The sequence below is a fragment of the Cupriavidus sp. 86D6 genome (genome assembly GCF_057815095.1).
The window spans coordinates 62,388-86,163 of record NZ_JBYPSB010000009.1; the positions used below are offsets into that span (position 1 = coordinate 62,388).

General features: G+C 66.9%; 23 protein-coding genes. 9 read left to right on the top strand and 14 right to left on the bottom strand.

Annotated features, from left to right (window positions below; all coding sequences use genetic code 11):
• Positions 1-5: 5 nt before the first annotated feature.
• The 10 genes from AC3G88_RS19820 to AC3G88_RS19865 form a co-directional block, all read right to left on the bottom strand.
• Positions 6-1,079, bottom strand: coding sequence for an AbrB family transcriptional regulator (locus tag AC3G88_RS19820; RefSeq protein ID WP_488773286.1), 1,074 nt, complete (start codon positions 1,077-1,079; stop codon positions 6-8).
• Positions 1,080-1,173: 94 nt separating this feature from the next.
• On the bottom strand, positions 1,174-2,151 hold the full coding sequence (locus AC3G88_RS19825) for a Bug family tripartite tricarboxylate transporter substrate binding protein (protein WP_488773285.1): 978 nt from the start codon (positions 2,149-2,151) through the stop codon (positions 1,174-1,176).
• Between the two features lie 170 nt (positions 2,152-2,321).
• Positions 2,322-3,806, bottom strand: a complete 1,485-nt coding sequence (locus tag AC3G88_RS19830; RefSeq protein ID WP_488893795.1) for an FAD/NAD(P)-dependent oxidoreductase — start codon at positions 3,804-3,806, stop codon at positions 2,322-2,324.
• Positions 3,803-4,111 carry a (2Fe-2S)-binding protein gene (locus tag AC3G88_RS19835; RefSeq protein WP_488773283.1) on the bottom strand — a complete coding sequence of 103 codons (309 nt, stop codon included), beginning with the start codon at positions 4,109-4,111 and terminating at the stop codon, positions 3,803-3,805. Before AC3G88_RS19835 ends, AC3G88_RS19830 begins: the two co-directional genes overlap by 4 nt.
• The gene (locus tag AC3G88_RS19840; protein WP_488773282.1) at positions 4,095-5,234 is read right to left on the bottom strand and encodes an NAD(P)/FAD-dependent oxidoreductase; all 1,140 of its coding nucleotides are present in this window, start codon (positions 5,232-5,234) and stop codon (positions 4,095-4,097) included. Before AC3G88_RS19840 ends, AC3G88_RS19835 begins: the two co-directional genes overlap by 17 nt.
• A 165-nt stretch (positions 5,235-5,399) precedes the next feature.
• Entirely contained in the window at positions 5,400-6,323 is a 924-nt protein-coding gene (locus AC3G88_RS19845) for a LysR substrate-binding domain-containing protein (RefSeq protein ID WP_488773281.1), read from the bottom strand.
• A gap of 86 nt (positions 6,324-6,409) precedes the next feature.
• Entirely contained in the window at positions 6,410-7,084 is a 675-nt protein-coding gene (gene bluB, locus AC3G88_RS19850) for a 5,6-dimethylbenzimidazole synthase (RefSeq protein WP_488773280.1), read from the bottom strand.
• A gap of 12 nt (positions 7,085-7,096) precedes the next feature.
• A complete protein-coding gene (locus AC3G88_RS19855; RefSeq protein ID WP_488773279.1) occupies positions 7,097-7,684 on the bottom strand; it encodes a redoxin domain-containing protein in 588 nt (195 codons plus the stop codon).
• A 133-nt stretch (positions 7,685-7,817) separates the two neighbouring features.
• Entirely contained in the window at positions 7,818-8,495 is a 678-nt protein-coding gene (locus AC3G88_RS19860) for a ProQ/FinO family protein (RefSeq protein ID WP_488773278.1), read from the bottom strand.
• 105 nt (positions 8,496-8,600) lie between these two features.
• Positions 8,601-9,110 carry a hypothetical protein gene (locus tag AC3G88_RS19865; RefSeq protein ID WP_488773277.1) on the bottom strand — a complete coding sequence of 170 codons (510 nt, stop codon included), beginning with the start codon at positions 9,108-9,110 and terminating at the stop codon, positions 8,601-8,603.
• Between the two features lie 317 nt (positions 9,111-9,427).
• Here AC3G88_RS19865 and AC3G88_RS19870 point away from each other — a divergent pair, with 317 nt between their 5' ends.
• Positions 9,428-9,631 carry a cold-shock protein gene (locus AC3G88_RS19870; RefSeq protein ID WP_066740354.1) on the top strand — a complete coding sequence of 68 codons (204 nt, stop codon included), beginning with the start codon at positions 9,428-9,430 and terminating at the stop codon, positions 9,629-9,631.
• Between the two features lie 82 nt (positions 9,632-9,713).
• Here AC3G88_RS19870 and rpoD read toward each other — a convergent pair whose 3' ends face one another.
• The 3 genes from rpoD to AC3G88_RS19885 all read right to left on the bottom strand — a co-directional run bounded on the left by rpoD (position 9,714) and on the right by AC3G88_RS19885 (position 14,107).
• A complete protein-coding gene (gene rpoD / locus AC3G88_RS19875) occupies positions 9,714-11,681 on the bottom strand; it encodes an RNA polymerase sigma factor RpoD (RefSeq protein WP_488893796.1) in 1,968 nt (655 codons plus the stop codon).
• 648 nt (positions 11,682-12,329) lie between these two features.
• Positions 12,330-13,352: a 1-acylglycerol-3-phosphate O-acyltransferase, YihG family gene (gene yihG / locus AC3G88_RS19880; protein ID WP_488773275.1), complete on the bottom strand. Its 1,023-nt coding sequence runs from the start codon at positions 13,350-13,352 to the stop codon at positions 12,330-12,332.
• A 146-nt stretch (positions 13,353-13,498) separates the two neighbouring features.
• Entirely contained in the window at positions 13,499-14,107 is a 609-nt protein-coding gene (locus AC3G88_RS19885; RefSeq protein WP_488893797.1) for a hypothetical protein, read from the bottom strand.
• A 120-nt stretch (positions 14,108-14,227) separates the two neighbouring features.
• On the opposite strand from AC3G88_RS19885, the gene yddG reads away from it, so the two are divergent.
• Complete coding sequence (gene yddG, locus AC3G88_RS19890; RefSeq protein ID WP_488773273.1) at positions 14,228-15,154, top strand: aromatic amino acid DMT transporter YddG; 927 nt, start codon at positions 14,228-14,230, stop codon at positions 15,152-15,154.
• A 102-nt stretch (positions 15,155-15,256) separates the two neighbouring features.
• Here yddG and AC3G88_RS19895 read toward each other — a convergent pair whose 3' ends face one another.
• Positions 15,257-15,613, bottom strand: a complete 357-nt coding sequence (locus AC3G88_RS19895) for a hypothetical protein (RefSeq protein ID WP_153947938.1) — start codon at positions 15,611-15,613, stop codon at positions 15,257-15,259.
• A 276-nt stretch (positions 15,614-15,889) separates the two neighbouring features.
• Here AC3G88_RS19895 and AC3G88_RS19900 point away from each other — a divergent pair, with 276 nt between their 5' ends.
• From AC3G88_RS19900 to AC3G88_RS19930, 7 genes are all read left to right on the top strand, one after another.
• Positions 15,890-16,972 (top strand): mechanosensitive ion channel family protein, encoded by a 1,083-nt coding sequence (locus tag AC3G88_RS19900; RefSeq protein WP_488773272.1) that lies wholly within the window; start codon positions 15,890-15,892, stop codon positions 16,970-16,972.
• Between the two features lie 373 nt (positions 16,973-17,345).
• Positions 17,346-17,792, top strand: coding sequence for a type IV pilin protein (locus tag AC3G88_RS19905; RefSeq protein ID WP_488773333.1), 447 nt, complete (start codon positions 17,346-17,348; stop codon positions 17,790-17,792).
• Between the two features lie 2 nt (positions 17,793-17,794).
• On the top strand, positions 17,795-18,298 hold the full coding sequence (locus tag AC3G88_RS19910) for a GspH/FimT family pseudopilin (RefSeq protein WP_488773271.1): 504 nt from the start codon (positions 17,795-17,797) through the stop codon (positions 18,296-18,298).
• Positions 18,295-18,897 carry a type IV pilus modification protein PilV gene (pilV, locus tag AC3G88_RS19915; RefSeq protein WP_488773270.1) on the top strand — a complete coding sequence of 201 codons (603 nt, stop codon included), beginning with the start codon at positions 18,295-18,297 and terminating at the stop codon, positions 18,895-18,897. Before AC3G88_RS19910 ends, pilV begins: the two co-directional genes overlap by 4 nt.
• The gene (locus AC3G88_RS19920) at positions 18,894-19,943 is read left to right on the top strand and encodes a PilW family protein (RefSeq protein ID WP_488893798.1); all 1,050 of its coding nucleotides are present in this window, start codon (positions 18,894-18,896) and stop codon (positions 19,941-19,943) included. Before pilV ends, AC3G88_RS19920 begins: the two co-directional genes overlap by 4 nt.
• Entirely contained in the window at positions 19,940-20,482 is a 543-nt protein-coding gene (locus AC3G88_RS19925) for a pilus assembly PilX family protein (protein ID WP_488773268.1), read from the top strand. Before AC3G88_RS19920 ends, AC3G88_RS19925 begins: the two co-directional genes overlap by 4 nt.
• A gap of 75 nt (positions 20,483-20,557) precedes the next feature.
• Entirely contained in the window at positions 20,558-23,746 is a 3,189-nt protein-coding gene (locus tag AC3G88_RS19930) for a pilus assembly protein (RefSeq protein WP_488893799.1), read from the top strand.
• The last annotated feature ends 30 nt before the right edge of the window (positions 23,747-23,776 follow it).

Here is a 23,776-nt window from a genome sequence, read left to right on the forward strand (position 1 = left end):
CGGCGTCAGCCCATCGACCCGCCAACCGACCTGCCGATCCGCCTGGCCAGCCACGGCCCGATCAGCACGACCGAGAACAGCCGCAGCGTCTGGGTGGCCACCACGAAGTTCATGTCCGCGTTGGTGCCGAGCGCGATGGCCACGATCGATTCCACGCCGCCCGGCGACATGGCCAGGTAGGCCGTCAGGAAGCTGACCTTGTGGCTGGCCGAGATCAGCCAGGCCGAGGCGGCGCACAGCGCAATCATGGCCACGATGGCAGCCAGCATGGTTGGCAGCGACGCCACCAGCGGCCGCAGCAGGTCGCGCCGGAACTGCAGGCCGATGGTCCAGCCCAGCACCGCGAAGCCGCAGCCGAGCAGCGGGGTGGGCACCACCACCGGAGCCGGCACCACCGTCACCCACACGGCGCCCAGCGCCAGCGGCACCAGGAACGCCCCGGCCAGGATGCGAAAGCGCACGCCAATCCAGCAGCCCACCATCGCAATCCCGATGGCGACCGGCGTGCCGACCGGCGAGACATGGCGGAATGCCTGCACGGCAGTCGCCGATGCCGATGCCGAGGCCGTCGCCATCTGTGCATCGACGATGGCATGGGCCACCAGCGGCCCGGTGACGACCACCAGCACCACGCGCAGGTACTGCATCAGCGACACCAGGATGCCGTCGCCGCCGTTCTCGGTGGCCAGTGCGCCCATGATCGACGCCGCGCCGGGTAGGCTGCCCCAGGCGCCCGTGGTGCCAGGCAACGGCGAATAGCGGACCAGCAGCCAGCCCACGGCCGCGGCGCTGCCGATGGTCAGGGCCACGCCCAGCACCACCAGCCCGTCGGAGGCCGCTTCGAGCAGTTCCGCCAGATGCAGCGTGCTGGCAATGGCCGTTCCCGTCATGGCCTGCGCGAACGCCGTCAACGCGGGGCGGATGCGCAGCCGGATGTCCATGAACCCGGCGACCATGGCGCACGCCATCGCGGCAACCAGCACGCTGGCAGTCGATATCACGGGTTGCAGCAGATAGCTCAATACGAGCGTACCGGCCATGAGCGCGGACCATTGCAGCGCGCGGCTTGTGTGTGCCATGTCCTGTGCGGTGTTGCCCGAAGGGTGACCCAGCCGCGAATTCTATCTTCCCTGTCTGCGATGCTCCGCCATTCGGTACGCGGGTCGGCGGCGCTCAGTCCAGCTTGATGCCGACGCTCTTCACGACCTTGTCCCACTTCTGGGTGTCGCGGTTCACCAGTTGCGCGAATTCCACCGGGCCCAGCGCGCTGGGCTCCATGCCCTGCTTGGCGATCGATTCGCGGATCGACGGCTGCGCCACCACGGCGGCAATTTCCTGGGCCAGGCGGTTGACGGTCGGCATCGGCGTGCCGCCCGTCGTAAAAACGCCATACCACGACACCACCTCATAGCCGGGCACGCCCGATTCGGCGATGGTGGGCACGTTCGGCATCGTTTCCACGCGCTTGGCGCTGGTCACGGCCAGGATGCGGACCTTGCCGGAATCGGCGCCGGCCTTGGCCGACGGCAGGCTGGCAAACGTCATCTGGGCCTGGCCGGCCATCACGTCCTGCATGGCGGGGGCATCGCCGCGATACGGAATGTGCGTGATGGACACGCCCGCCATGCTCTTGAACAGCTCCGCCGACAGGTGCGAGATCGTGCCATTGCCGGGCGACGTCACGTTGAGCTTGCCGGGGTGGGCCTTGGCGTAGGCCAGCAGTTCCTGCACGTTCTTGACCGGCAGGTCGTTGTTGACCACCAGCGCGTTGGCGGACTTGGCCACCAGCGACACCGGCTGTACGCCCTTGACCGGGTCGTAGGGCAGCTTGCTGTAGATCGACGGCGCGATGGCCTGGCCGCCGACCGAGCCCAGCAGCAGCACCGAGCCATCAGGCTTGGCGCGCGCCATCTCGGCGGTGGCCAGCGTGCTGCCGCCGCCGGGCTTGTTCTCCACCACGATCGTCGTCCTGGTGTTCAGCTGGAATTGCGTGGCGACGGTGCGCGCGATGACGTCGTTGCCGCCGCCGGGCGCGAATCCGACCAGCATGCGGAGCGGGCCTGGGGGCAGTTCCTGGGCCACGGCAGGGATGGCGGCCGAGGCAGCTGCCACTGCGAGCGCGAGAGCGGGGGCGATCTTGGAAAACAACATGGTTGATTCTCTAAAAGATGGGTGGATAAGTGCTCTCAGGATGAACTCGCTGTGCTGGTCCAACTGGTGGGGCGCGGTGTATCCCGGCTCCCGCTCATTTTGTGCAGGCGTTTGCTGCTGGCGTGGCCGGCCGGCCTGGCAATCCGGCCACGCGTTCGCCATGTCGCGGCTTATTTCTTGAATCGCACCACGGCTTCGCGCGAGGCCTGGGTCTGCGGCAACGTCGCAATTTCGCCAAGCGTCACGGGCTTGGTGGGAAACCGCAGGCGGTAGTAACCCACATCGCGCGGATGCCGCTGCTGCTCGTCGGCGATCAGTTCGGTCACGGTCAGCCCGCAGAAGCGGCCCTGGCACGGCCCCATGCCGCAGCGCAGGAACGCCTTCAGCTGGTTCGGCCCCTGGCAACCGATGCGCGCGGCATGGCGTACCTGTTCGGCCGTGGCTTCCTCGCAGCGGCACACGATGGTGTCGCCCACCGGGCGGCGGAACTGCGGCAGCGGGCGGTACAGCACCTCGAAGAACTCGCGGCCACGTGTGGCGCGTGCCAGTTCGGCGCGCGGCTGGGCCGCCGTGCGGTCGCGCGTGGCGGTGCTGATGCGGCCCAGCGCAGCGGCCGCATGCGCGGCGGCGATACGGCCCCGATGCTCGGCGGCGACGGCACCCGCAATGCCTGCGCCGTCGCCGGCAATGCTGACGTGCGGCAGCGACGTGGCGCCCCACTCATCGACCTGCGGCTCCCAGCAATCCTGGCGGTCGTTCCACACATGCTCGGCGCCCACGGCGCGCGACAGGTTGGTGTTCGGCACCACGCCCTGGTGCAGCAGCAACTGGTCGATGGCGATGGTGCGGCGCTGGCCGCCGGCCTCGTAGCGCAGTTCGGCGACCTGGCCGCCGGGCCCCGCCACGGCCTCCAGCGCGGTCACGCCGCTGACGATGGGCACCGCCTTGCGCACGGCGCGCAGCAGCTTCAGGCCCTTGCCCAGGTAGGGCGAGCGCAGGAAGCCCCAGGCATGCGGTAGCGCCTGGCGCCATTGGCCGCTGGCCGTGGTTTCCAGAATGGCTGCCAGCTTCACGCCGGCATTCAGGTACTGCCAGGCCAGCAGATAGAGCAGCGGGCCGCCGCCTGCCAGCACGGTCCGCCCCTCGGGCACCACGCCCGATGTCTTCAGCAGGATCTGCGCGGCGCCGGCCGTGATCACGCCCGGCAGGGTCCAGCCGGGAATCGGGAACGGCCGCTCCTGCGCGCCGGTGGCCAGGATGAGATGGCGGCAGTGCAGCAGCGCGGCCTGCGGGTCCCGGCCGGCATGGGCTACCGAGTAGGCCACCTCGTAGCCGGCGGACTCGCCTGTTTCCGCTGCGTCAGGCTGGCCTTCGCGTGCATGGATCGACCACACGGTGGCGGCCGGAATATGGCGCGCGCCGCTGCGGGCAAACGGCTCCAGCAGGCGCAGGCCGTGCCAGTAGTCCTGGCCAAGGATGGCGCGGTTCTGCACCGGCGTGCTGCCGATGGCGCGATAGATCTGGCCGCCCGGTGCGGGTTGCTCGTCGATCAGCACCGTCGACAGGCCCAGCGCGGCGGCCTGGGTGGCGGCGGCCAGCCCGGCCGGGCCGGCGCCGATCACCAGCAGGTCGCACGTCGTGATATCGGCCGTCATGCTGCCACCTCGCGTGCGCCAAGCTGGCGCTCCACCTTCATGCCGTCCTGCACGCGCGTCATGCAGGCCTGCTGGTTGGGCCGGCCGTCGATGCGTACCAGGCAGTCGTAGCACACGCCCATCATGCAGTAAGGCCCGCGCGCGGCGCCCGATACGGCGGTGTCGCGGCAGGCCAGCACGCCGGCCGCAAACAGTGCGGCGGCGACGCTGTCGCCTTCCCGGCATTCGAGCGGGGTGCCGTCCACGGTGACCCGCACGCTGCGCGCCGTCCCTTGCAGCACGGCCGCGTCAATTCGTTTGAACATGGAATCTCCGGGTCGAAAAGGTGTCCAGCTCCGGCGCCAGCGCCCCGGCGGCGATCATCGGAGCCAGGTGCATGGCGTGCGTGGCGGCCAGCGTCACGCCGCTATGGCAGGTGACAATGAACGCGCCGGGATGCGTGGCCGATTGCTCGTAGACCGGAAAGCCGTCCTTGGCGCGCACGCGCAGGGCTGACCAGGCGCGCACGGCGCGAACGTCGCGCAGCGCCGGCAGCGTCCGCACGGCGCGGTCGGCCAGCGTGGCCAGCACGGGCAGCGTGGTCACATGGTCGGCATAGCCGGCATCTTCCTGCGAATCGCCGACCAGCCAGCTGCCTTCGTCGTTCTGGCGCAGCGTGACCAGCGGGGTGTCCAGCAGGCGGCGCGTGCGCTCCAGCACCAGGATCTGGCCGCGCTGCGGCGCCATCGGCAGGTCGATGCCCACCATGGCGCCCAGGTCGCCGTTGCGCAGGCCGCCGGCCAGCACGATCTTGCGCGCCCGCACCTCGCCGTTCGGCGTGGTCAGCACGAAATCGCCGCCGGGCTGCTGCGCGATATCGGTGACGCCATGGTGCGGCAGGTATTCGACCCCACTGGTGCTGAACGCGGTATGGAACGCGCGCAGCAGCTTGAGCGGATTGACGATGCCGTCGTGCGGCGTCCAGATCGCGCCGGTCACGTCCGGGCCAAGGCCGGGCACCAGCGACGCCGCCTGGTGGTGATCGAGCAGCTTCCACTCGTACGGCTCGACGCCGGGCTGAGACATCAGCGTATTGACCCACGCCAGGCGGGCTTCCACCTCGTAGTCGCCCATCAGCGGCGTGAGGCCGCCTTTCTGTTCCAGCGCGACGTCGATGCCGGTTTCCTTGAGCAGGTCGGCCGCCAGTTGCGGCCACAGGCGCGTGGAATGCAGCGTCCAGCGGCTGTAGGCACCCATGCCGTAGCCCTTGCTCTGCAGCCAGACCAGGCCGAAATTGCCGCGCGAGGCGCGCAGGGCGATATCGCCTTCGTCCAGCACGGCAATGGTGCCGACGCGGTTGCGCAAGCCGTAGGCCACGGCGGAGCCGACCAGGCCGCCGCCCACCACGGCGACGTCGAATACGTGATATCGGGGGCTGGAGGCCACCATCAGCGGCGCCTCCCGTGGGGAATGTGCGGGCCTTGGGCCCTGCTGGAATGCATGTCGGCTACTCGCAAGAATCGTGACACCACCGGCCATCTGGGACGATCTGGCCGGGATGTCTGTCCGGACGAGTATTGCGGAGCCAGCACCCCGGACGCAAATACGAGTCTGTCAGGCGGTCATACCAAAACCTGATAGGGTGGCCGGCAGGGATGCCGTTTCGGTGGCGATCACCTCGATCATCCGTTCGGTGAACCGGTCCACCAGCAAATTGGCCGGCCGGTTGCGGGCCAGCAGCAGGTAGCTGACAAACGGGATCTGCGGCCGGAATGGCCGGATGACGACTTCCGCGGCGTGCATGCGGGCCACCAGCGGATTGACGATGCCGACCCCGAGACCCAGGCCGACCATTTTGCAGATGGTGGCACCGTAGGGAGTCTCGAAGTGCATCACGCGCCGGTCGTCGCTGGCGAACGCGGCATCCACGGCGGCGCGCAGGCCGTCGCCATGGCTCATCGAGATGAACGATTCGCCGGCCAGGTCGGCGGGCGTGATGGCATCGAGCGCGGCAAGCCGGTGTCCGGGCGGCAGCACGCAACAGCCCGACAGTTCGGCCACGGGCCGGGCTTCGGTCACGGCGGCGGGCGGCAGGAACGAGACCAGCCCCAGATCGCAGTAGCGGCTGCCGACCTGGTCGGCCACCAGTTGGGTGCTGCCCGTTTCCATGGCCACGTTGACGTCGGGGTACTCGGCATGAAACCGCTGCAGCACGAGCGGCAGCACGGTCATCGCCAGCGACGGCACGGTGGCAATGCGCAGGCGGCCCTTGCCGAACTGGCGGATATTGCGCGCGGCGTCCTTCAGCGCGTCAAGGCCGACGAAGGCGCGTTCGACCTCGCGCACGAAGGCCAGCCCTTCTTCGGTCGGATGCAGGCGGCCCGCCGTGCGCGTGAACAGCGTCAGGCCGGTGGAGTATTCGAGCTGGGCGATGAGCCGGCTCACGTTTGGCTGCGACGTATAGAGCTCGGTGGCGGCCGCGGTCATCGAGCCGGACCGCATGACTGCCTGGAACGCGTGGATTTCCTTGAACTTCATGCCAGGGTCTTTGGATGGATGCTGCGGCGATGGTATAGCAAATCCGTATGGGAAGCCCTGGTAGAACGATATGCCGGTATGGACGACTAGGCCGTCGGCGGGCCAGGCGGCGCCGGAGGCTCCCAGAGGATGTCCTGCAGCGGGGCGCGTTTGCGCCAGCCCTCCTGTTCGAGCATCGGCGCCGCGTAGAACGCCGGCACCGGCCCCAGGCAGAGCAGCCCGAATGGCTTTGCGCCGGGGGGCAGACCCAGCTCGCGCGCCAGGGCAGCGGGGTCGAACATCGATACCCAGCCCAGGCCGAGATTCTCGGCCCGTGCGGCCAGCCAGAGGTTCTGCACCGCACAGGCGGCGGACGCCCACGCCATTTCGGTGGGCATGCTGCGGCGGCCGAATACCGTGCCGTCGTCGGGTGCCAGTATCACCGCCAGCAATTCGGCGCAGTCGCGCATGCCCTCGACCTTGAGCCGCAGGAATTCGGCACCGCGTTCGCCCAGTGCCTGGGCCGTGGCCTGCCGTTCGGCTTCCACCAGCGGCGCCAGGCGCGAGCGCCAGGCCGGCGTGCTCAAGCGCATGAAGCGCCACGGCTGCATCATGCCCACCGAGGGCGCTTGGTGGGCGGCGCGCAGCAGGCGTTCCAGCTGGTCATCGGGCAGACGGGGCCCGGGCGTGAAGTGCCGGCAGTCGCGCCGCAGCGCCAGGATGCGGTACAGCGCGGCGCGCTCGGTATCGTCAACGTGAGGGCCGGGCCCGGTGTCTGCCATGTCTTGGGTAGGTTATGGGGTGTCGACGGGACAGGCGCCCGATGCGCAGTCGCCGGCTGCCGTGCTGGCTGGATTGCCGGCCGGCAGGGCGGAAGGCTGCCCCTTGTCTGCGCGGGAGTCCGCGCGCGCTTCGAGAATCAGTTCGGCAATGTCGGCGCCCAGCGTGAGATCGCTGACCGAGCCGAAATACTGCCGGCGCAGCAGGCCATCCGCGTCGATCAGGATTAGCGTCGGCGTGCCGCGCATGGCGTAGGCCTGCATCGTCAGCGGCACGCCGCCGTGGCCGTCGGGCATGTCCACCCCAACCGGGAACGGAATCCGGTACTCGTGCAGGAACGCGCGCAGCGCCGTGGGCGTCATGGCGTCGTGGTGCTCGAATACGGTGTGCAGGCCGACCACGGCCACTTCGGACGACTGAAACGTCTGATGGACCCGCAGCGCCTGCGGCAAGCCGTGCGACACGCAGCCCGGGCACAGCATCTGGAACGCTTCCAGCACGATGACCTTGCCGCGCAAGGCTTCGATGGACAGGGGACGGTCAGTGTTGAACCACTGCTGGACGGCCCACGCGGGTGCGGGCTGTGGACGAAATTCGCTCATGGTAGGGATCTCCGGCTGCATGACTGCGGCAGTATGCGGCGGCGAAAACTCCGTGGGATGGCGATTCGTCCAGGAAAACAGCCCGTTCGTACGCGGGGGCGTGCGACGGGCTGCTGGGGTATCCCTTGGCGCGTTATTCCGGCTGGGAAGGGGTTTCGGGTGCGGCGGGTGCGGCGGGCGTGACGTCAAGCGTGTCTGCCGCGGCGGCTTCCGGCTGCGGGGCGGCCTGCGCTTCGGCCTGGGAGGCGGCCGGCTGGGCAGCTTGCTGCGCCGCCGCCTTCGGCTGGGCCGGCTTCTGCTTCGGGCGGGCGGAGCGCAACTGGCGGCCGCGTGCCGCATCGGCCTCGGTCACTTCGCCGGCCGGCTGGCCAGCCAGATCCAGACGCGGCGCGCCCTGCGTCAGGCAAGTCCAGTAGCGGGCGCCACGGCACCAGGTGCGGATCGCCTCGCGCAGTTCGGCTTCGGACAGGCCCAGTTCGGTGGCGTGCGTCAGCAGATCGTCGAAGACACCGATCTTGAGCGGCACCTTGGGCGCGGGGTTCTTCGGGAACGCCAGCGGGAATTTCTTTTGCAGCTTGCCGATATTGCGGACCACCGGATCGACAGGCGTCGCCGGCCTGGCCTGTTGCGCCGCCTGGCCAGACGGCTTTGCGGCCGGTTTTGCACCCGGTTTGGCGCCCGGCTTGTTCGGCCGCGACGGCTTGTTCGGCTTGGCGGCAGGCGCAGGCTGGCGCGGAGCCTTCTCGCGCGCCTCTTTCTTTGCCTGCTCGGCCAGTTTTGCCCTCAGTCCTGCCAGTTGTTCGAAACCCATTGCTCTAGCTCAGTCAAACGACGCGGGATTATAGCGTGGATACCGGCCGAGGCCGGTTGTCGTCGGAAAATGCCGCCCCGGCGTCACCGGGAAGGCTGAAATGGGTCAGCGGATCTTGCCGAACCCGTCGGCTGCCCAGCGCCCGGCGCTCTCGCGCGTCAGGCGGAAATCGGGCCGTACATTGGCGGTGGCGAGTACGTCACCGAACGCGCTGGTGGCCGTCAGCGTGCCGAATGGCTCGAACTCGTCCGGCGTGATGGCCAGCTTGACGCTGATGACCTGATCGTCGACTTCAATCGTAATTTGCTTGTTAAGTTGCGCGTGCAACTGCTGCTCGTGGCGGCGGATCACCTCGGAGGCGGTCTTCACCAGGGTCTGGTGCGCGGTGGCATCGAGCGGCTTGGGATCGACCTTGTTTCGGCCCATGGTCCACGGGCCGACCAGGGCGGGTTCGGCGCTGCCGTCGCGGATCATTTCGACGGCCCAGCCGTCGCCGTCCTCGTTCTTGATGACGCGTGCGGTCCAGCCCTTGTCGCGCCAGAGCCGGGGCTCGTGAATCTGGTCGGGTTCGAGGTCGGCATCGGAAACCGTGGTGTCGGTATGGGGCTGAGGCATGACGCGGAAAAGCTGGGCAGGGGGAGCGGCTGGGGCCGAAAGGCTGGCATTCTAGCCCAGTCGCCAGCCCGCACGGTGCCGTCCGGGCACGCCTTGCGTAGCATTAGGCGCCTGGCGCACAGTCTGAAGCGGCTGGGAGTGGGGCAGGTGATCCGCGCGAGGGGCCGCGATGTCGGTGCGATGCCTGACAATGCCTAATTGGCGGGGTCAGAACAATCCTGATTGTCGCGAACGCCCGGGGTGTGATACAAGATAACTGCGCGCCCGCCATACTGGCGGCGTCGTCTTTATCTCGTTTTAGTTGGAATATTCAGAAAATGGCAACTGGTACCGTGAAGTGGTTTAACGATGCGAAGGGTTTTGGTTTCATCTCGCCGGATGACGGCGGTGAAGACCTGTTCGCGCACTTCTCCGAAATTCAGGGCAACGGCTTCAAGTCGCTGCAAGAAGGCCAGAAGGTCAGCTTCGAAGTGAAGCAAGGCCCCAAGGGCAAGCAGGCAGGCGCGATCAAGCCGCTGTAAATCCTCACGCATTGACTGCGTGATCTGCGGCGCCCCGCCTTGAAAACGGGGCGCCGTATCACTTTTGCTGCCGGGTTCCTGCTTAACGCTCCAGGAACAGCTTCAGCTTGTCGGCGCGGCTGGGATGCTGCAGCTTGCGCATCGCCTTGGTCTCGATCTGCCGGATCCGCTCGCGGGTCACGTCGAACTGCTTGCCGACCTCTTCCAGCGTGTGATCGGACACCATGTCGAGGCCGAATCGCATGCGCAGGACCTTTGCCTCGCGCGGCGTCAGCGCGTCGAGCGCCTCGTCGATTGCCGCCCGCAGGTTGGCTTGAATCGCCGCTTCGGCCGGCGAGCTTGCCGACACGTCCTCGATCATGTCGCCGAGCGTGGCGTCGGCGTCGTCGCCCACCGGGGTTTCCAGCGAAACGGGTTGCCGCGCAATCCGCAGGATGCCGCGTACCTTTTCCTCGGTCATTTCCATGCGTTCCGCCAGCACCGCGGGATGGGCCTCCTGGCCGGTCTGCTGCAGGATTTCGCGTGAAATGCGGTTCAGCTTGTTGATCGTCTCGATCATGTGAACCGGCACCCGGATGGTGCGTGCCTGATCGGCCAGCGCGCGCGTGACGGCCTGCCGCACCCACCACGTGGCATACGTCGAAAACTTCCAGCCGCGCCGGTATTCGAACTTGTCCACGGCCTTCATCAGGCCGATGTTGCCTTCCTGGATCAGGTCCAGGAACTGCATGCCGCGGTTCACGTACTTCTTGGCGATGGAAATCACCAGGCGCAGGTTGGCCTCGGTCAGTTCGCGCTTGGCCTGCCGCATCTTCTGCTCGGCGGCGCTCATCTGGCGGTAGATCTGCTTGAGCTGCTGCAGCGGCACCGAGACAGCGGTCTCGATATCGACCAGCTTGCGCTGGCAGGCCTGGATGGCCGGCAGGTGACGCTCCAGCGCCGGGCCGAACTGCGGCGACGTGGCCGCCATCTGGCTGGTCCAGCCGAGATCGGTCTCGCGGCCCGGGAACGACGCCACGAAGGCCTCGCGCGGCATGCTGCAACGCTCGACGGCGATCTCCAGGATGCTGCGCTCGATCGCGCGCACGGCGTCAACCTGTTCGCGCATGCTGGCGCACAGGCGGTCGATCATCTTGGCGCCGAAGCGGATCGGCGCCAGTTCGCGCTGGATCTCGGCAAGCACCTGCGCGACGGCCGCCGAGCGGGCCTTGCCCGTTACCGGGGTGCCGGGCAGTTGCGCGTACAGGGTCCGCACGCGCGCGAAAATCGCCAGGCTGTCGGCCGTCAGTTGCTCCAGCCGGGCAGCGTTCGCCTTTTCCGGGTTCGGGGTGTCTGAATCGTCCTCGTCATCGTCCGATTCGTCGTCGGATGCGCTGTCGTCGTCGGCATCGGCGTCGTCGGAGGCGTCATCGGCCGCACTGGCCATGTCGACGTCTTCGGCGCCGTCGTTGATGCCGTCAACCAGTTCGTCGATGCGCAGTTCGCCGGCGACGATGCGGTCCACGTCGGCCAGCAGCGCGGCAACGATGGACGGGCACGCCGCAACGGCCTGGATCATTTCCTGCAGGCCGCTTTCGATGCGCTTGGCGATCTCGATCTCGCCGGCGCGGGTCAGCAGCTGGCTGGCGCCCATTTCACGCATGTACAGGCGCACGGGATCGGTGGTGCGGCCGAATTCGGAGTCCACGGTGGACAGGGCAGCTTCGGCTTCCTCGTACGCCTGGTCGTCCGATGTCGCAGCCGGGGCGGCATCGCTCAGCAGCAGCGTCTCGGCGTCCGGCGCCTGTTCGTAGACGGACACCCCCATGTCGTTGAACGTGCTGACGATGGTTTCCATCGCAGCCGTCTGCGTCACGTTGTCGGGAAGGTGATCGTTGATGTCCGCGTGGGTGAGGTAGCCCCGCTCCCGGCCAAGCGCGATCAGGGCGCGCATCTGGCGCTGGCGCTCCTCGTCCAGGCGCGCGGCCTGGGCGTGGTCCAGCGGGGCGGCGGTGGCCGGGGCCTTGCCGGCCGGCTTGCGGCGGGCGGTCTTCGAAATAGCCGTCGTCATGCGGGATGCGGAATCGTCACGAACCGGATTTGCCAATACATTCTCCTGGACTGGTGGCCGACGATCGTCGCGGACATGACCGTCGGTCAAGCCTGCGGGCGCGAACGAAATCGTGGAGTGGCGCACGGAACGTCGAGGCCGAATGCCTCCCGCAGAATCCAGTGTGCGCAAAATGGGGAACCGCGCATCATACTTGACGATGTTGTGCGGTGCAATAACCGGCGGCCCGCTTTTTGTCGCAAAAAGGGCCGATTAGGGCGCATTACAACAAAAAAAACACGGTTGATGCTGTTCGCCGGTGACATGTTCTGGTGTGGGGGCAGGCCAGAACATTTCAAGCCAAAGGATCGGCGATGACCCAAGCGACAGGTCTGGCGGATGGCCAGGCGGTTTGCCGCGATGGTCACCGGCACCGGACATCTGTTGCCGCGCTGGCGCACCTCCTGTCATCGGCCAGGCACAAAAAAATGCCACGCGGCGGGGAACCGCGTGGCATCTGAAGTGAAGAGAGCAGGGGAGGGGTCAACCCTGAACTCCATTGGGTCGCCCGCATTGCACGGGCGACTGCAGTGTAAGAAGACAATTCTCATTCGAACATCGGAATCTTCTGAAATTCGGGTGCGACTTGTCTCAGTCGCGGCCGCCCGGTCAGGGCCGCTGCGCCGCCATGAATGCATCGATTTCGCGGTCCTTGGCTTGCCACTGATCGGCAAGCCAGTGGTGAAACGCCGACCGGAAAGCCTTGTCGGTCGCGTAGTCGGCGCCGCAAAAGGCATCGGGAATCGGAATTTGCCGAATGCGGACGACGATCCGGCCGGCACGGCCCGAGGCAAGGTGCCAGAAGCTGGGCACGCCGTCCGGGTAGATGATCGTCGCGTCGATCATCGAGCGGAACTGGGTGCCCATGGCATTCAGCGTGGTGGCCAGCGCGCCGGCGCGGGGCTTGAGGAGGTGGCGATACGGCGACGATTGCGCCTGCCGCCGCGCTGGCGAAAACCGCGTGCCCTCGGCAAATACCATCACGCTGGTGGGCACCAGCCTGAATTTCTCGCAGGCGCGCCGCGCGGTGTCCTGGTCCTTGCGGCCCAGCGCCGGATTGCGGCGCAACTGTGCCTTGCTGTACCGCTTCATGAACGGGAAGTCCAGCGCCCACCAGGCCAGGCCAATCACCGGCACGTAGAGCAACTGCTGCTTCAGGAAGAACTTCAGCAGCGGAATGCGCTTGTTCAGCACCCGCTGGAGCACAAAGATATCCACCCACGACTGGTGGTTGCAGTTGACCAGATACCAGTCGTCCAGGCGCAGATCCGTATTGCCCTGGACGTCCCAGATCTGTGGTTGCAGACGCGCGATCCAGCGGGTGTTCCGGGATACCCAGCCCGTTGCGATGCCGTTCAGCCAGGGGTCCACGCGGCGGCGCACCGCCTGCGTCGGCACGGCCAGCTTGAGCAGTGCCAGCGGCACGATCGGTACAAAGCAGGCCAGCGTGTTGAGCACCAGCAGCGTGGCGCTGAGCAGGCCGGTCAGCCATGCCAGGCGTTGCGGCCGGGCCTTCGGCGGCTGCCGGCCGGCGGTATCGACAGATTCGGGCGGTTGGGGTGGTTGGGGCGGGAGCGTTCCGGTGCGGGAAGCGCGTGGTGAGGATGGGGACGAAGGGGAGGTCGAATTCATGTGCGCAAGTTTGCAAGAGCCAGAAGGCCGTCAATTTGTCTTCAATCAATTGGAAGACGTTGAAACTAAAGAATCGACGATGTGAAGGGGCGTTTCCGTGGCATGGCTGGGTCGGATGCGTCCGATAAGGCGAACGCCCGGGCGAATCAACGCTGGCCAGTGTCGGGTGATGCTGGAGCCGATGCCGGGACGGCCGGCTTTGGCGGCCCCGCATCCAGCAGCGCGGCGATCTCGGGGTCGCGCTGGCCGATGTCCCATTCGCCGGCGTTGACCTTGGCGAATTGCTCCATGCACAGTTGCTCGACCGTTCCGGACTGCTCATGCTCGAGGGCCACGCGCATCACGTCGAGCTGCTGGTTGGTAAAGCTGCCGATCAGCGTGGCGTGCTGGTCCAGCAGGCTCTGGTTGGCCTGCCGCTCGCTTTCGCTGGGGCCATTGGCGGCCGCGTCTTCGAGGCGCTGGCGATAGACGCGGGCCACGGCCAGCCGCGCCGCGTTGCGGTCCAGCCAGAGTGTCCACGCCGCTTCGACGGCCTTGCGCGCCTGGGGCGCATGCTCGACACAGAAGTCGACCGTATTGCGCAGCACGGCCTCGTCCATCTGGGGCACCAGCCCGGCGGACACGGCAAGCTCGCTGCGGGCGTCGCGCTGCGAAGGCGGGGCCGGCGGCGTCTGCGCTTCGCGTGAGCATGCCGTTGTCACAAGGGCGGCCAGGGCGGTGACCAGCATCATCTGGATGGATTCGAGGCGGTACATCCGGGGCAGGTTGTCTGTCGATGGCCGGCATTCTACCGGCCGGGCGCCACGCGCCGGGGTTTCAGTGGCGCCAGCGGGTAGAATGCCGCTCCTTCCGCATCCATCCCAGTGCACACGTAAATGGCAGTCACGCGCAGTAAGAGGCAGGCAACGCTGATCGGGCTCGTCGCGGTCCTTTTGTGGAGTTCGATCGTCGGACTGATCCGGAGTGTCAGTGAAAGTTTCGGGGCCACGGGCGGCGCCGCGCTGATCTATACGGTTGCTGCCGCACTGCTCTGGCTCACCGTGGGCCCGCCTCGCACGCGGGTACTGCCGCGCGCCTACCTGATCTGGGGCAGCCTGCTGTTCGTGGCCTACGAACTCTGCCTGTCACTGTCCATCGGATACGCCAACACCGGCAGGCAGGCCATCGAGGTAGGCATGGTCAACTACCTGTGGCCGAGCTTCACGATGCTGGCCGCCATCGCCTTCAATGGCCAGCGGGCCAACTGGCTGGTGGTGCCGGGATTCCTGGTGGCCGTCCTGGGGATTGCGTCGGTGCTGGGCGGCGACCAGGGGCTGGATCTGGCCGGCATGGCCGGCAACGTGCGGGACAACCCGCTCAGCTATGGCCTGGCGTTCGCCGGGGCCCTGATCTGGGCCGCGTATTGCACCGTGACCAGCCGTATCGCGCAAGGCAAAAACGCTGTGACGCTGTTCTTCATGCTGACGGCGCTGGCGCTATGGGGCAAATACCTGATCACCGATGGCGAAACCATGGTGTTCGGTCTCAGGGGCGTTACGAACCTGGTGCTCGCGGCCTGTGCGATGGGGTTCGGCTATGCCGCCTGGAATGTCGGCATCCTGCACGGCAACGTCACCGTGCTGGCGGGCGCGTCGTACTTTATCCCGGTGATCTCGGCCGCGCTGGCGGCCGTGCTGCTGCACGCGCCGCTTTCCTTGTCGTTCTGGAAAGGCGCGGCAATGGTCTGCGCGGGGTCCATCCTGTGCTGGCTCGCGACGCGCGGCCGCAGCGCGGCACCGGCTGCAAGGCGATCCGGGGCATGAGCACCGCCCGACAGGCACGCGCGGCGCGCCGGTCGGGCGCGCCTCGCGTACGCCAGCCGTCCGGCCCTCAGGCGCCTTGCGCCATCCGCATCGGTCGCGCTGTTACTGGCACTGGCTGAGCGCGCCCGCAGCGTTGCTGTCGTCGCCGCGGAAGCCCAGCCACGAGCCTGGCCCGTTGGTGGATTTGCGCACGACGGCTGCGGACCCGGCTGGCGGTTGCTGACCTGGCACGTAGACATCGAATGCCTGGTCATTGGCCAGCATGTATTGCATCCAAACCTGCTGGTTGGTGGCATCCGCCCATTTCTGCCCGATGCATTGCGCGGCCGCCTTCGGCGCCAGCTTGCTTTCGCCAACGGCTCGCGTGGTGGGCGTTGGCGGCGGGGTGTAGGGGGCGGGCATGTTGGCGCAGCCTGCAAGCGTGGCCACGGCCAGTACGACGATGACGGGATACTTCATATTATTGACTCCATATCCGATCGTGGAAGGCACCGACGGCCTGCCCATCGGTTGGGATGCCGGCCGGTGCGTCTGGGTGTGCGGTACGCAAGCGATACTCCACGTCGTACCAGATACGAGTCTAGGCGCCAGATGCCCGATACGCCTATGCCCGATGCGCCATCTCGCCGTGTCGGTCTTTGTCTGATCCTGAAAACCGCCTTTGGGGAAACTTTCGGGCGCCGCAGGCGTCGCTATCTGCATATCCGTGATGCAACAGCGCAGGGGGCGCGACAGATGAACATGGCAATCGTGGCGAGTCATCCGTGGTTTGGCACGGCGATGGGTGCAGTTGCCGCCATTCTGCTCGGGCTGCTCGCCCACCGGCTGGGCGGCCTGCTGCTGTTGCGGATGACCCGCCATACCCCGGTGCTGCATGCGATGGTGGTGAAGGCCCGCGTGCCCGCCAAGGTGGTGGTGCCGCTGTTCCTGCTGCAGACCACCTGGCAGGCCGCGCCCGACGACCTGGCCTGGATCAACAGCGTCCGGCATCTGAACGGCCTGCTGATGATCGTGTCGATGACCTGGCTGCTGGTGCGCATCATCGCCGGGTTCGCGCAGGGTGTGCTGGACCAGCACCCGGTCAATGTGGCCGACAACATGGGCGCGCGCCGCATCCACACCCAGACGCGCGTGATCTCGCGGATCGCCATGACGCTGGTCATCGTGATGGGCGCGGCCATGCTGCTGATGACGTTTCCGGGCGCGCGGCAGGTGGGCGCGAGCCTGCTGGCATCGGCCGGCGTGGTCGGCCTGATTGCCGGTTTTGCGGCCAAGCCCGTGTTCAGCAACATGATCGCCGGGCTGCAGCTGGCCCTGACGCAGCCGCTGCGGCTTGACGACGTGCTGATCGTCGAGGGCGAATGGGGCCGCGTGGAAGAAATCACCAGCACCTATGTGGTGCTGCAGATCTGGGACGAACGCCGCCTGATTATTCCGCTGCAGTATTTCATCGAAAAGCCATTCCAGAACTGGACCCGCAACAGCGCCCAGATCATGGGGTCGGTCTTTTTTCACGTGGACTACGGCATGCCGCTGGCGCCGTTGCGCGAGGCACTGACCCGCATCGTCCATGCGCGTCCCGAGTGGGATGGCAGATTCTTTAATCTCGTGGTCAGCGACACCACCGACAAGACGATGCAGTTGCGGGTGCTGTGCACCGCGGCGTCCTCAGGGCTTGCATGGGATCTGCGCTGCGCCGTGCGTGAGGCACTGATCGACTTCATGCAGCGCGAGTATCCGCAGTTCCTGCCCAGGTTGCGGATCGAGGGCGACGGGGACCGGCCCGCGGTGCAGCCCGTGCAGTCGGGGCCCGCCTGATCGTCGCCAAAAAAACAGGCTGCTTCCTAAAGGGGAAAGGAAGCAGCCTAATGTGCCGGAACGGAAAGTCATTGGCCGAATGACGCTACTGGCCAAACATTAACCATGCATTAATCCGCGTGCACAGGCGCCCGCTGGATCCCGTAATTTTCGTCCGTTTGCAAATCGGCAACGCTGTACCTGATCGATACTCAGAAAGCGTTGACTCATTTGGAGCGCTCCCTCTACACTCGCCGGCAAAGGTTCCTCGCGGCTAGGGTCAGCCGGAAAGAACGGGAGCAAAAAAATGGGCAAGCATAGCCCCACAAGGCAGCCGGGTCGCGGACGCATATTTGCGCCTGCGCCAGACGGGATTATCGGGATCGTCGGGATTATCGGGTCGGGCAGGGGCGCCACTTCGCGCGCCCGGGCGCCGTCGTCCGGCTTCACGCTGGTCGAACTGATGATCACGGTCGCCATCATCGGCATCATCGCCGCATTCGTATTTCCCTCGTATACCAGTTATGTCGTCCGCGGCAACCGCGCGGCCGCCGAGTCCTACATGCTGGAACTGGCGAGCCTGCAGGAGCGGTTCATGGTCGACAACCGCGCCTATGCCGCCAGCCTGGCGGCGCTGAACGCCCCGGCCACGCCGGCCAGCGTGTCGGCGTACTACCAGATCACCGTGACCGCCACCGCGACGCCGCCGGCCTATACGATCACGGCCGCGCCAATCGGCAGCCAGGCGTCGCGCGATACCAGCTGCGGCACGCTGGCCCTGACGCAGGCCGGCGACAAGAGCGCCACCGGCGCTGCCGGACAGGCCGGCTGCTGGAGATAAGCATGCCGGTCAATCTGGGATCAGCAAGCCGCTCGCGCCGTGTGGCCGGGACGAATGGGCAGGCCAGGGGCTTTACCCTGGTCGAACTGATCGTGACGCTACTGGTGCTGACCATCCTGTCCACCATGGCGGCGCCTTCGTTCCAGCAATTCATTGCCGGCCAGCGCCTGCGCAATGCGGCCAGCGACCTGGCGTCGGCGGTCACGCTGATGCGCAGCGAGGCCGTCAAGCGCAATGGCATCACGACGCTGTCGGCCAATGGCACGTGGTCGGCCGGCTGGGTCGTCACGGCCGGCACCGAGCGCCTGCGTGCCTATGGCCCCTATACGGATATCACCGTCAGCACGGCGGGCGGGAACTCGCTGTGGGTCGGCAACGATGGCCGGCCCGGCAACGGCAGCCAGACGTTCCAGGTCTCGATGGGGGGCACCGGCACGTCGAACGTCGTCTGTATCCAGATCAACGGCACCGGCCGTGTGGCCACTGTCAGCGGAGCCTGCTCATGAACACGTCTGTCCGTACTCGCCGGTGGCGGCGTTCCGGCAGCGGCCCGCGAGCCTCGCAGCGCGGGTCGACGCTGATCGAGGTGCTGGTCTCGGTGGTGATCGTGCTGGTGGCGTTGCTCGGCACAGCCGGGATGATTGCGCGCTCGGGCCAGACGGAAATGGAGTCGTACCAGCGTGGGCAGGCGTTGACGCTGCTCCAGGACATGGTGGCGCGGCTCAACGCCAACCGGCAGGTCATCGGCTGCTACGCAAGCGGGCCAAACGCCACCGTGGCGGGCAGCACGACGGTGCCGCCAGCCGCGTGCACGGTGGGAACCAACGCGCAACGCGCAGTGGCCGCCTCAGACCTGGCGACATGGGGCGCGGCCCTGCAGGGCAGTGCGGAGACCGATGGGGGCAACAAGGTGGGCGCGATGATCGGGGCGCTGGGCTGTATCGAGGCGATCGATCCCGCCACGCAGACGTACCGCGTCACGGTAGCCTGGCAAGGCCTGGCCAAAACGGGGGCGCCGGCGTTGCCGTGCGGGCAGAACCAGTTCGGCAATGACGCGAACCGGCGTGCGGTCAGCGTGCAGGTGCGGATCGGGGTGCTGTCATGACGCGGCACGTTCCCGTGCGACACATCGCGCCGATGCGCCGCCAGCGAGGCCTGTCGCTGGTGGAACTGATGGTGTCGATGACGCTTGGCCTGCTGCTGATCACGGCGCTGGCGACGCTGTACTTCAATACCAGCCGTGCGCGCAATGCGTTTTCAAACAGCGCCGAGCAGATCGAGAACGGCCGATACGCGCTGGACATCATGAGCCGCGAGGTGGAACTGGCCGGCTTCTTCGGCCCCGCCAACGTGGCGGCCGGCGCGCTGGTGTCGGCCCCCGACCTGTGCGCGACGGACCCGGCGTCGCTCGGCTTCTCGGCGTCGCCCGCCACCGTGCCGCTTGCCGTGCAGGGCTTCGCGCCGGGCGCCGTGGCGCCATGCCTGCCCAACCTGCTGGCCGGATCGGAGATCCTGGCCGTGCGGCGCGTCAGCACCACGCCGGTGTCGGCCGCGGTGGTCGGGACGCCATACCTGCAGGCTTCCTACTGTGCCGACGACACGGCATCGCTGGTATTCGACGCCAGCGCGCCGGCGTTCAAGCTGCGCACCAAGGCCTGCGACAGCGCGGTGCCATCCGAACTGCGTGCGGCGGTGGTCCGCATCTTCTACCTGGCCGGATGCGACCTGTGCACCGGCGCAGGCGACGGCAAGCCAACGCTGAAGATGGCGGAACTGTTCAATGGCGCCTTCCGCGTGCAGTCCGTGGCCAACGGCATCGAGGACATGCATCTGTCGTACGGGGTCGACCTCGATGGTAACGGCGCGCCGGACTGCTACGTCGCCGACCCCGGTGCCGACCACTCGGCGGATTGCACCGGTGCGCCCGCCTACGACTGGTCCGTGCCGCTGACGAACTGGCGCAACGTGACCGCCGTGCGGGTCCAGTTGCTGGCCCGCACCGCCGTGGTGACCAGTGGCTGGACCGACCAGCGCACCTACGATCTGGGTCGGGCCCAGGCAAGCGGCCCGTTCCGGGATGGATACAAGCGCCACGTCTATGCGGAACTGGCCCGCGTTGCCAACATTGCCGGTTCCCGGGAGTCCCAATGAGTCCGATCCGACATCGCCAGAACGGCGTCACGCTGCTGATCACGCTGGTGTTCCTGGTCGTGTTCCTGATGCTGACCATCTCGCTGGTGGGCTCCAGCGTGGTCAATACCAAGGTGGCGGCGAACCAGCAGTACGGCGTGGAGGCGCGCCACGCCGCGCAGCAAGGGATCGAACAGGTCATCAGCCAGGACTTCACGGCGGCGCCGGTGGCCAGGACCGTGCCCGTCGACGTGACGGGCGACGGCAAGGCCGACTACACCGTGCAGGTCGCCGCACCGGTCTGCGAGACCAGCAAGCCGGTCAAGAATATCGAACTCGACGAGAACAATGCCGACGATGTGTCCTGTTTCGTGGGCAATGGCAACAACAACACCGGCATCGTGACCGGGAGCGGCGGCGGGGGCGGCAATTCGCTCTGTAACGGGACCCAGTGGGACGTGGCCGCGACGGTCAGCGATACCGCCGTGACCGCCAGCCGCACCACCCTGCATCAGGGGATTGCCGTGCGGGTGCCGTATGGCACCGCATGTCCGTCGTGACCATGGCCCGGCCGATTGCCTGACCGATCGCCAAACCGTTTTCCAGCTAGCTGTCTTCTTCCGGGCTCCGCACTCATGCGCATCTCTTCTCTTTGTCTGGCCCTTGCCCTGAGCCTGGCCACGGCGGCGTCTCCGAGCCTGGCGGAGGATATCGACCTCTACACCGGGCTGCAGCCCCAGGCGGGCAAGCCGAACGTGCTGATCATTCTCGACAATGCGTCGACGTGGGATGCCTCCGCCAGCTTCACCTGCTCCACGGACGGTGTGGTCAGCAGCAACAACGCCGGCAAGGACGTAGGCGCGCTGCAGTGCGCGCTCTATAACGCGATCAACTCGATCACGACGTCGCCCACGCTCTTCGGCAACATCAACATCGGGTTGATGATGTTCGGCACCGGCAACAACGCAGGCGGCAAGATGCGCTATCCGGGCGCGGCGCCGTACAAGTTGCCGCTGATGGACGAGAAGGGGATCCCCGCATTCCTTACCTACCTGAAGTCGATCGACCGGCAGGCCGACAACTCGAACAATTCGCAGGTAGGCGGCGCGATGCAGGAGGCCTGGGCCTTCTTCTCGGGCAACACGGGGCTGTCCGGTACCAAGTACGCGTCGCCGATCGACAACCCGTGCCAGCGCAACTTCATCATCTACATTGGCAACGCCGTGAACAACGGCAAGCCGCAGGACACCGGACAGAACGCCTTCGATTCACTGGTCAGCGCCGGCGCCACCAAGGCGCAGCAGCAGGAAATCGTGCTGGCGACCAACGCCAAGTACCAGAGCAACTGGGGCGACGAGTGGGCGCGGTTCCTGAACCAGACCGATGTGCTGGGCAACATGGACAACCGTCAGAACGTGACGACGTACACGATCGCGGTGACCGACAACAACAACCCCGACTACGTGCAGCTGGCCCAGAGCATGGGCACCAACGGCGGGGGCAAGTCGTATACGGTGCAGCTTGGCGATGCCAACGGCCTGGCGGCCGACCTGCTTTCGATCTTCAATGAGGTGCAGGCCGTGAACAGCGTGTTCGCGTCAGTCAGCCTGCCGGCATCGGTCAACGCGCAGGGGCAGTTCCTGAACCAGGTGTACATCGGCATGTTCCGGCCCGACGCCACGGCGGCGCCGCGCTGGATGGGCAACCTCAAGCAGTACAAGGTGGGCTACGACAAGACCGGCAAGCTCGTGATGCAGGATGCGACGGGCGCATCGGCCATCAGCAACGCCCAGACGGGGTTCGTGTCGGCGAACGCGGTGAGCTACTGGACGGCTGACGCGCCGCTGTCGTTTTCAGGTGGCAAGTATGGCGGCACGGTCAAGAACTGGCCAAGCACGGGTTACTGGCAGAACAGCCCGTCCGGCACGGGGTGGAAGCTCGACACGCCCGACGGGGAAATCGTCGAAAAGGGCGGCGTCGGCGAGATGATGCGCGTGCAGTGGCTGACCAGCCAGGACTCGCGCACGCTGCTGACCTGCAATGGCGTGGGCAATTGCCCGGTGTCGGCCGCGTTCCCGAGTTTCGATGCGTCGAATAGCTGGCTGACGGGCTCGACCGGGCTGGCGGCGTTCAATGGCGGCACCAATGGCGGGGCCACGATCACCGCGACCGAATTGCCCAAGCTCATTGCCTGGATGCGCGGCCAGGACGAGGCGGCCGTCGACAACAAGAGCATCGCCGGCATTGAAAGCGAAACGGGCCCGGGCTCGCCCGTCACGGTGCGGTCATCGATCCACGCCGATGTGCTGCATTCGCGCCCGGCCGTGGTCAACTATGGCGGCACCACGGGCGTGGTGGTGTTCTACGGCACCAACGACGGCGTATTCCACGCCGTCAACGGCAACCAGACACAGGGCATCGGCACGGTGCGGCCCGGCGGCGAACTGTGGGGCTTCGTGGCACCGGAATTCCTGGACAGGCTGAGCCGGCTCTACACCAACTCGCCTGAAGTCAAGCTGTCGACCACGCCGGCAGGCATCTCGCCGGAGCCCAAGCCGCGCGATTACTTCTTCGATGGCAGCACCACGGTGATGCAGGACCAGCGGGACCCGGCCAATCCCCGCGTGATGCTGTACCTGACCGCGCGGCGCGGAGGCCGGCTGGTCTATGCGCTCGATGTCACCAACCCCGCGAGCCCGCGCTTTGTGTGGAAGCGGTCCAACGCCGATATCCCGGAACTGGGGCAGAGCTGGTCGCAACCGAAGGTGGCACGCGTGCGCGGCAATACGAATCCGGTGATCATCATGGGCGCCGGCTACGATCCGGCCGAGGACAGCGATCCGTCGCCTGGCGTGGATACCATGGGCCGGGGCGTGCTGGTGCTGGACGCCTACACGGGCAACATGGTGTGGTCGGCGCAGCCATCCTGCATGGGCGCCACCGGCGCCTGCACGGCGGTGCCCGCACTGACCCGCTCGATTCCGTCGGACGTCACCACGCTGGATCGCAACGGCGATGGCTACGTGGAGCGGATCTACGTCGGCGACGTGGGCGGCAACGTCTGGCGGGCCGATTTCGAAACCGCTGGCGGCACCGCGCCGGCCAACTGGACGATGAACAAGCTCGCCGCGCTGGGCGGCGCGGCCAATACCAACAGTGCGCGCAAGTTCTTCTATGCGCCCGACGTGATTTCCACGCGCGGCTACGACGCGGTGTCCCTGGGGTCCGGCGACCGCGAGCATCCGCTCTATTCGGCCTCCGCCACGCCGGGCACGGCCTACAACGTGGTCAACCGGCTCTACATGATCCGCGATACCAACACGTCGCGCATGCCGTCCACCTGGACGCCGTTGACAGAGGCGAACCTCGTCGATGCCACGACGGCCGGCTACGACGGTTCGCGCTCGGGCTTCTACATCACGCTGGTGAATCCCGGCGAAAAGGCCGTGAACGCGCCGCTTACCGTCGCCGGCTATACCAGCGTCGGAACGAACACGCCCTCGGTGCCCAAGGCCGGCGTCTGCTATCCGAACCTGGGCACGGCGCGCAGCTATTCGTACAGCTTCCTGACCAGCGCGGGGCTGAATCCCGACCGCTCCATCATTCTGGATGGCGGCGGGTTCCCGCCGTCGCCGGTATTCGGCGTGGTGAGCGTCGACAAGGACGGGCAGCCCGTGGTAGTGCCGGTGCTGTTCGGGGTGGGCAACCAGAACAGCAGCGCCGGCGGCGACGACAAATCGGCGCTGGGCGTGCAGAAGGTGGCGCTGACCGGCGTGGGCAAGCGCAAGCGCATCTACTGGTATCCCGAGACCGACCAGAAGTAAGCCGGCGGCCTGACGTACCCGGCCCGCAAA

Bases quoted from the DNA above. Each gene is read 5' to 3' on its own strand.
- AC3G88_RS19820 (WP_488773286.1), bottom strand. From the start codon at position 1,079: ATGGCACACACAAGCCGCGCGCTGCAATGGTCCGCGCTCATGGCCGGT.
- AC3G88_RS19825 (WP_488773285.1), bottom strand. From the start codon at position 2,151: ATGTTGTTTTCCAAGATCGCCCCCGCTCTCGCGCTCGCAGTGGCAGCT.
- AC3G88_RS19830 (WP_488893795.1), bottom strand. From the start codon at position 3,806: ATGACGGCCGATATCACGACGTGCGACCTGCTGGTGATCGGCGCCGGC.
- AC3G88_RS19835 (WP_488773283.1), bottom strand. From the start codon at position 4,111: ATGTTCAAACGAATTGACGCGGCCGTGCTGCAAGGGACGGCGCGCAGC.
- AC3G88_RS19840 (WP_488773282.1), bottom strand. From the start codon at position 5,234: ATGGTGGCCTCCAGCCCCCGATATCACGTATTCGACGTCGCCGTGGTG.
- AC3G88_RS19845 (WP_488773281.1), bottom strand. From the start codon at position 6,323: ATGAAGTTCAAGGAAATCCACGCGTTCCAGGCAGTCATGCGGTCCGGC.
- bluB (WP_488773280.1), bottom strand. From the start codon at position 7,084: ATGGCAGACACCGGGCCCGGCCCTCACGTTGACGATACCGAGCGCGCC.
- AC3G88_RS19855 (WP_488773279.1), bottom strand. From the start codon at position 7,684: ATGAGCGAATTTCGTCCACAGCCCGCACCCGCGTGGGCCGTCCAGCAG.
- AC3G88_RS19860 (WP_488773278.1), bottom strand. From the start codon at position 8,495: ATGGGTTTCGAACAACTGGCAGGACTGAGGGCAAAACTGGCCGAGCAG.
- AC3G88_RS19865 (WP_488773277.1), bottom strand. From the start codon at position 9,110: ATGCCTCAGCCCCATACCGACACCACGGTTTCCGATGCCGACCTCGAA.
- AC3G88_RS19870 (WP_066740354.1), top strand. From the start codon at position 9,428: ATGGCAACTGGTACCGTGAAGTGGTTTAACGATGCGAAGGGTTTTGGT.
- rpoD (WP_488893796.1), bottom strand. From the start codon at position 11,681: ATGACGACGGCTATTTCGAAGACCGCCCGCCGCAAGCCGGCCGGCAAG.
- yihG (WP_488773275.1), bottom strand. From the start codon at position 13,352: ATGAATTCGACCTCCCCTTCGTCCCCATCCTCACCACGCGCTTCCCGC.
- AC3G88_RS19885 (WP_488893797.1), bottom strand. From the start codon at position 14,107: ATGTACCGCCTCGAATCCATCCAGATGATGCTGGTCACCGCCCTGGCC.
- yddG (WP_488773273.1), top strand. From the start codon at position 14,228: ATGGCAGTCACGCGCAGTAAGAGGCAGGCAACGCTGATCGGGCTCGTC.
- AC3G88_RS19895 (WP_153947938.1), bottom strand. From the start codon at position 15,613: ATGAAGTATCCCGTCATCGTCGTACTGGCCGTGGCCACGCTTGCAGGC.
- AC3G88_RS19900 (WP_488773272.1), top strand. From the start codon at position 15,890: ATGAACATGGCAATCGTGGCGAGTCATCCGTGGTTTGGCACGGCGATG.
- AC3G88_RS19910 (WP_488773271.1), top strand. From the start codon at position 17,795: ATGCCGGTCAATCTGGGATCAGCAAGCCGCTCGCGCCGTGTGGCCGGG.
- pilV (WP_488773270.1), top strand. From the start codon at position 18,295: ATGAACACGTCTGTCCGTACTCGCCGGTGGCGGCGTTCCGGCAGCGGC.
- AC3G88_RS19920 (WP_488893798.1), top strand. From the start codon at position 18,894: ATGACGCGGCACGTTCCCGTGCGACACATCGCGCCGATGCGCCGCCAG.
- AC3G88_RS19925 (WP_488773268.1), top strand. From the start codon at position 19,940: ATGAGTCCGATCCGACATCGCCAGAACGGCGTCACGCTGCTGATCACG.
- AC3G88_RS19930 (WP_488893799.1), top strand. From the start codon at position 20,558: ATGCGCATCTCTTCTCTTTGTCTGGCCCTTGCCCTGAGCCTGGCCACG.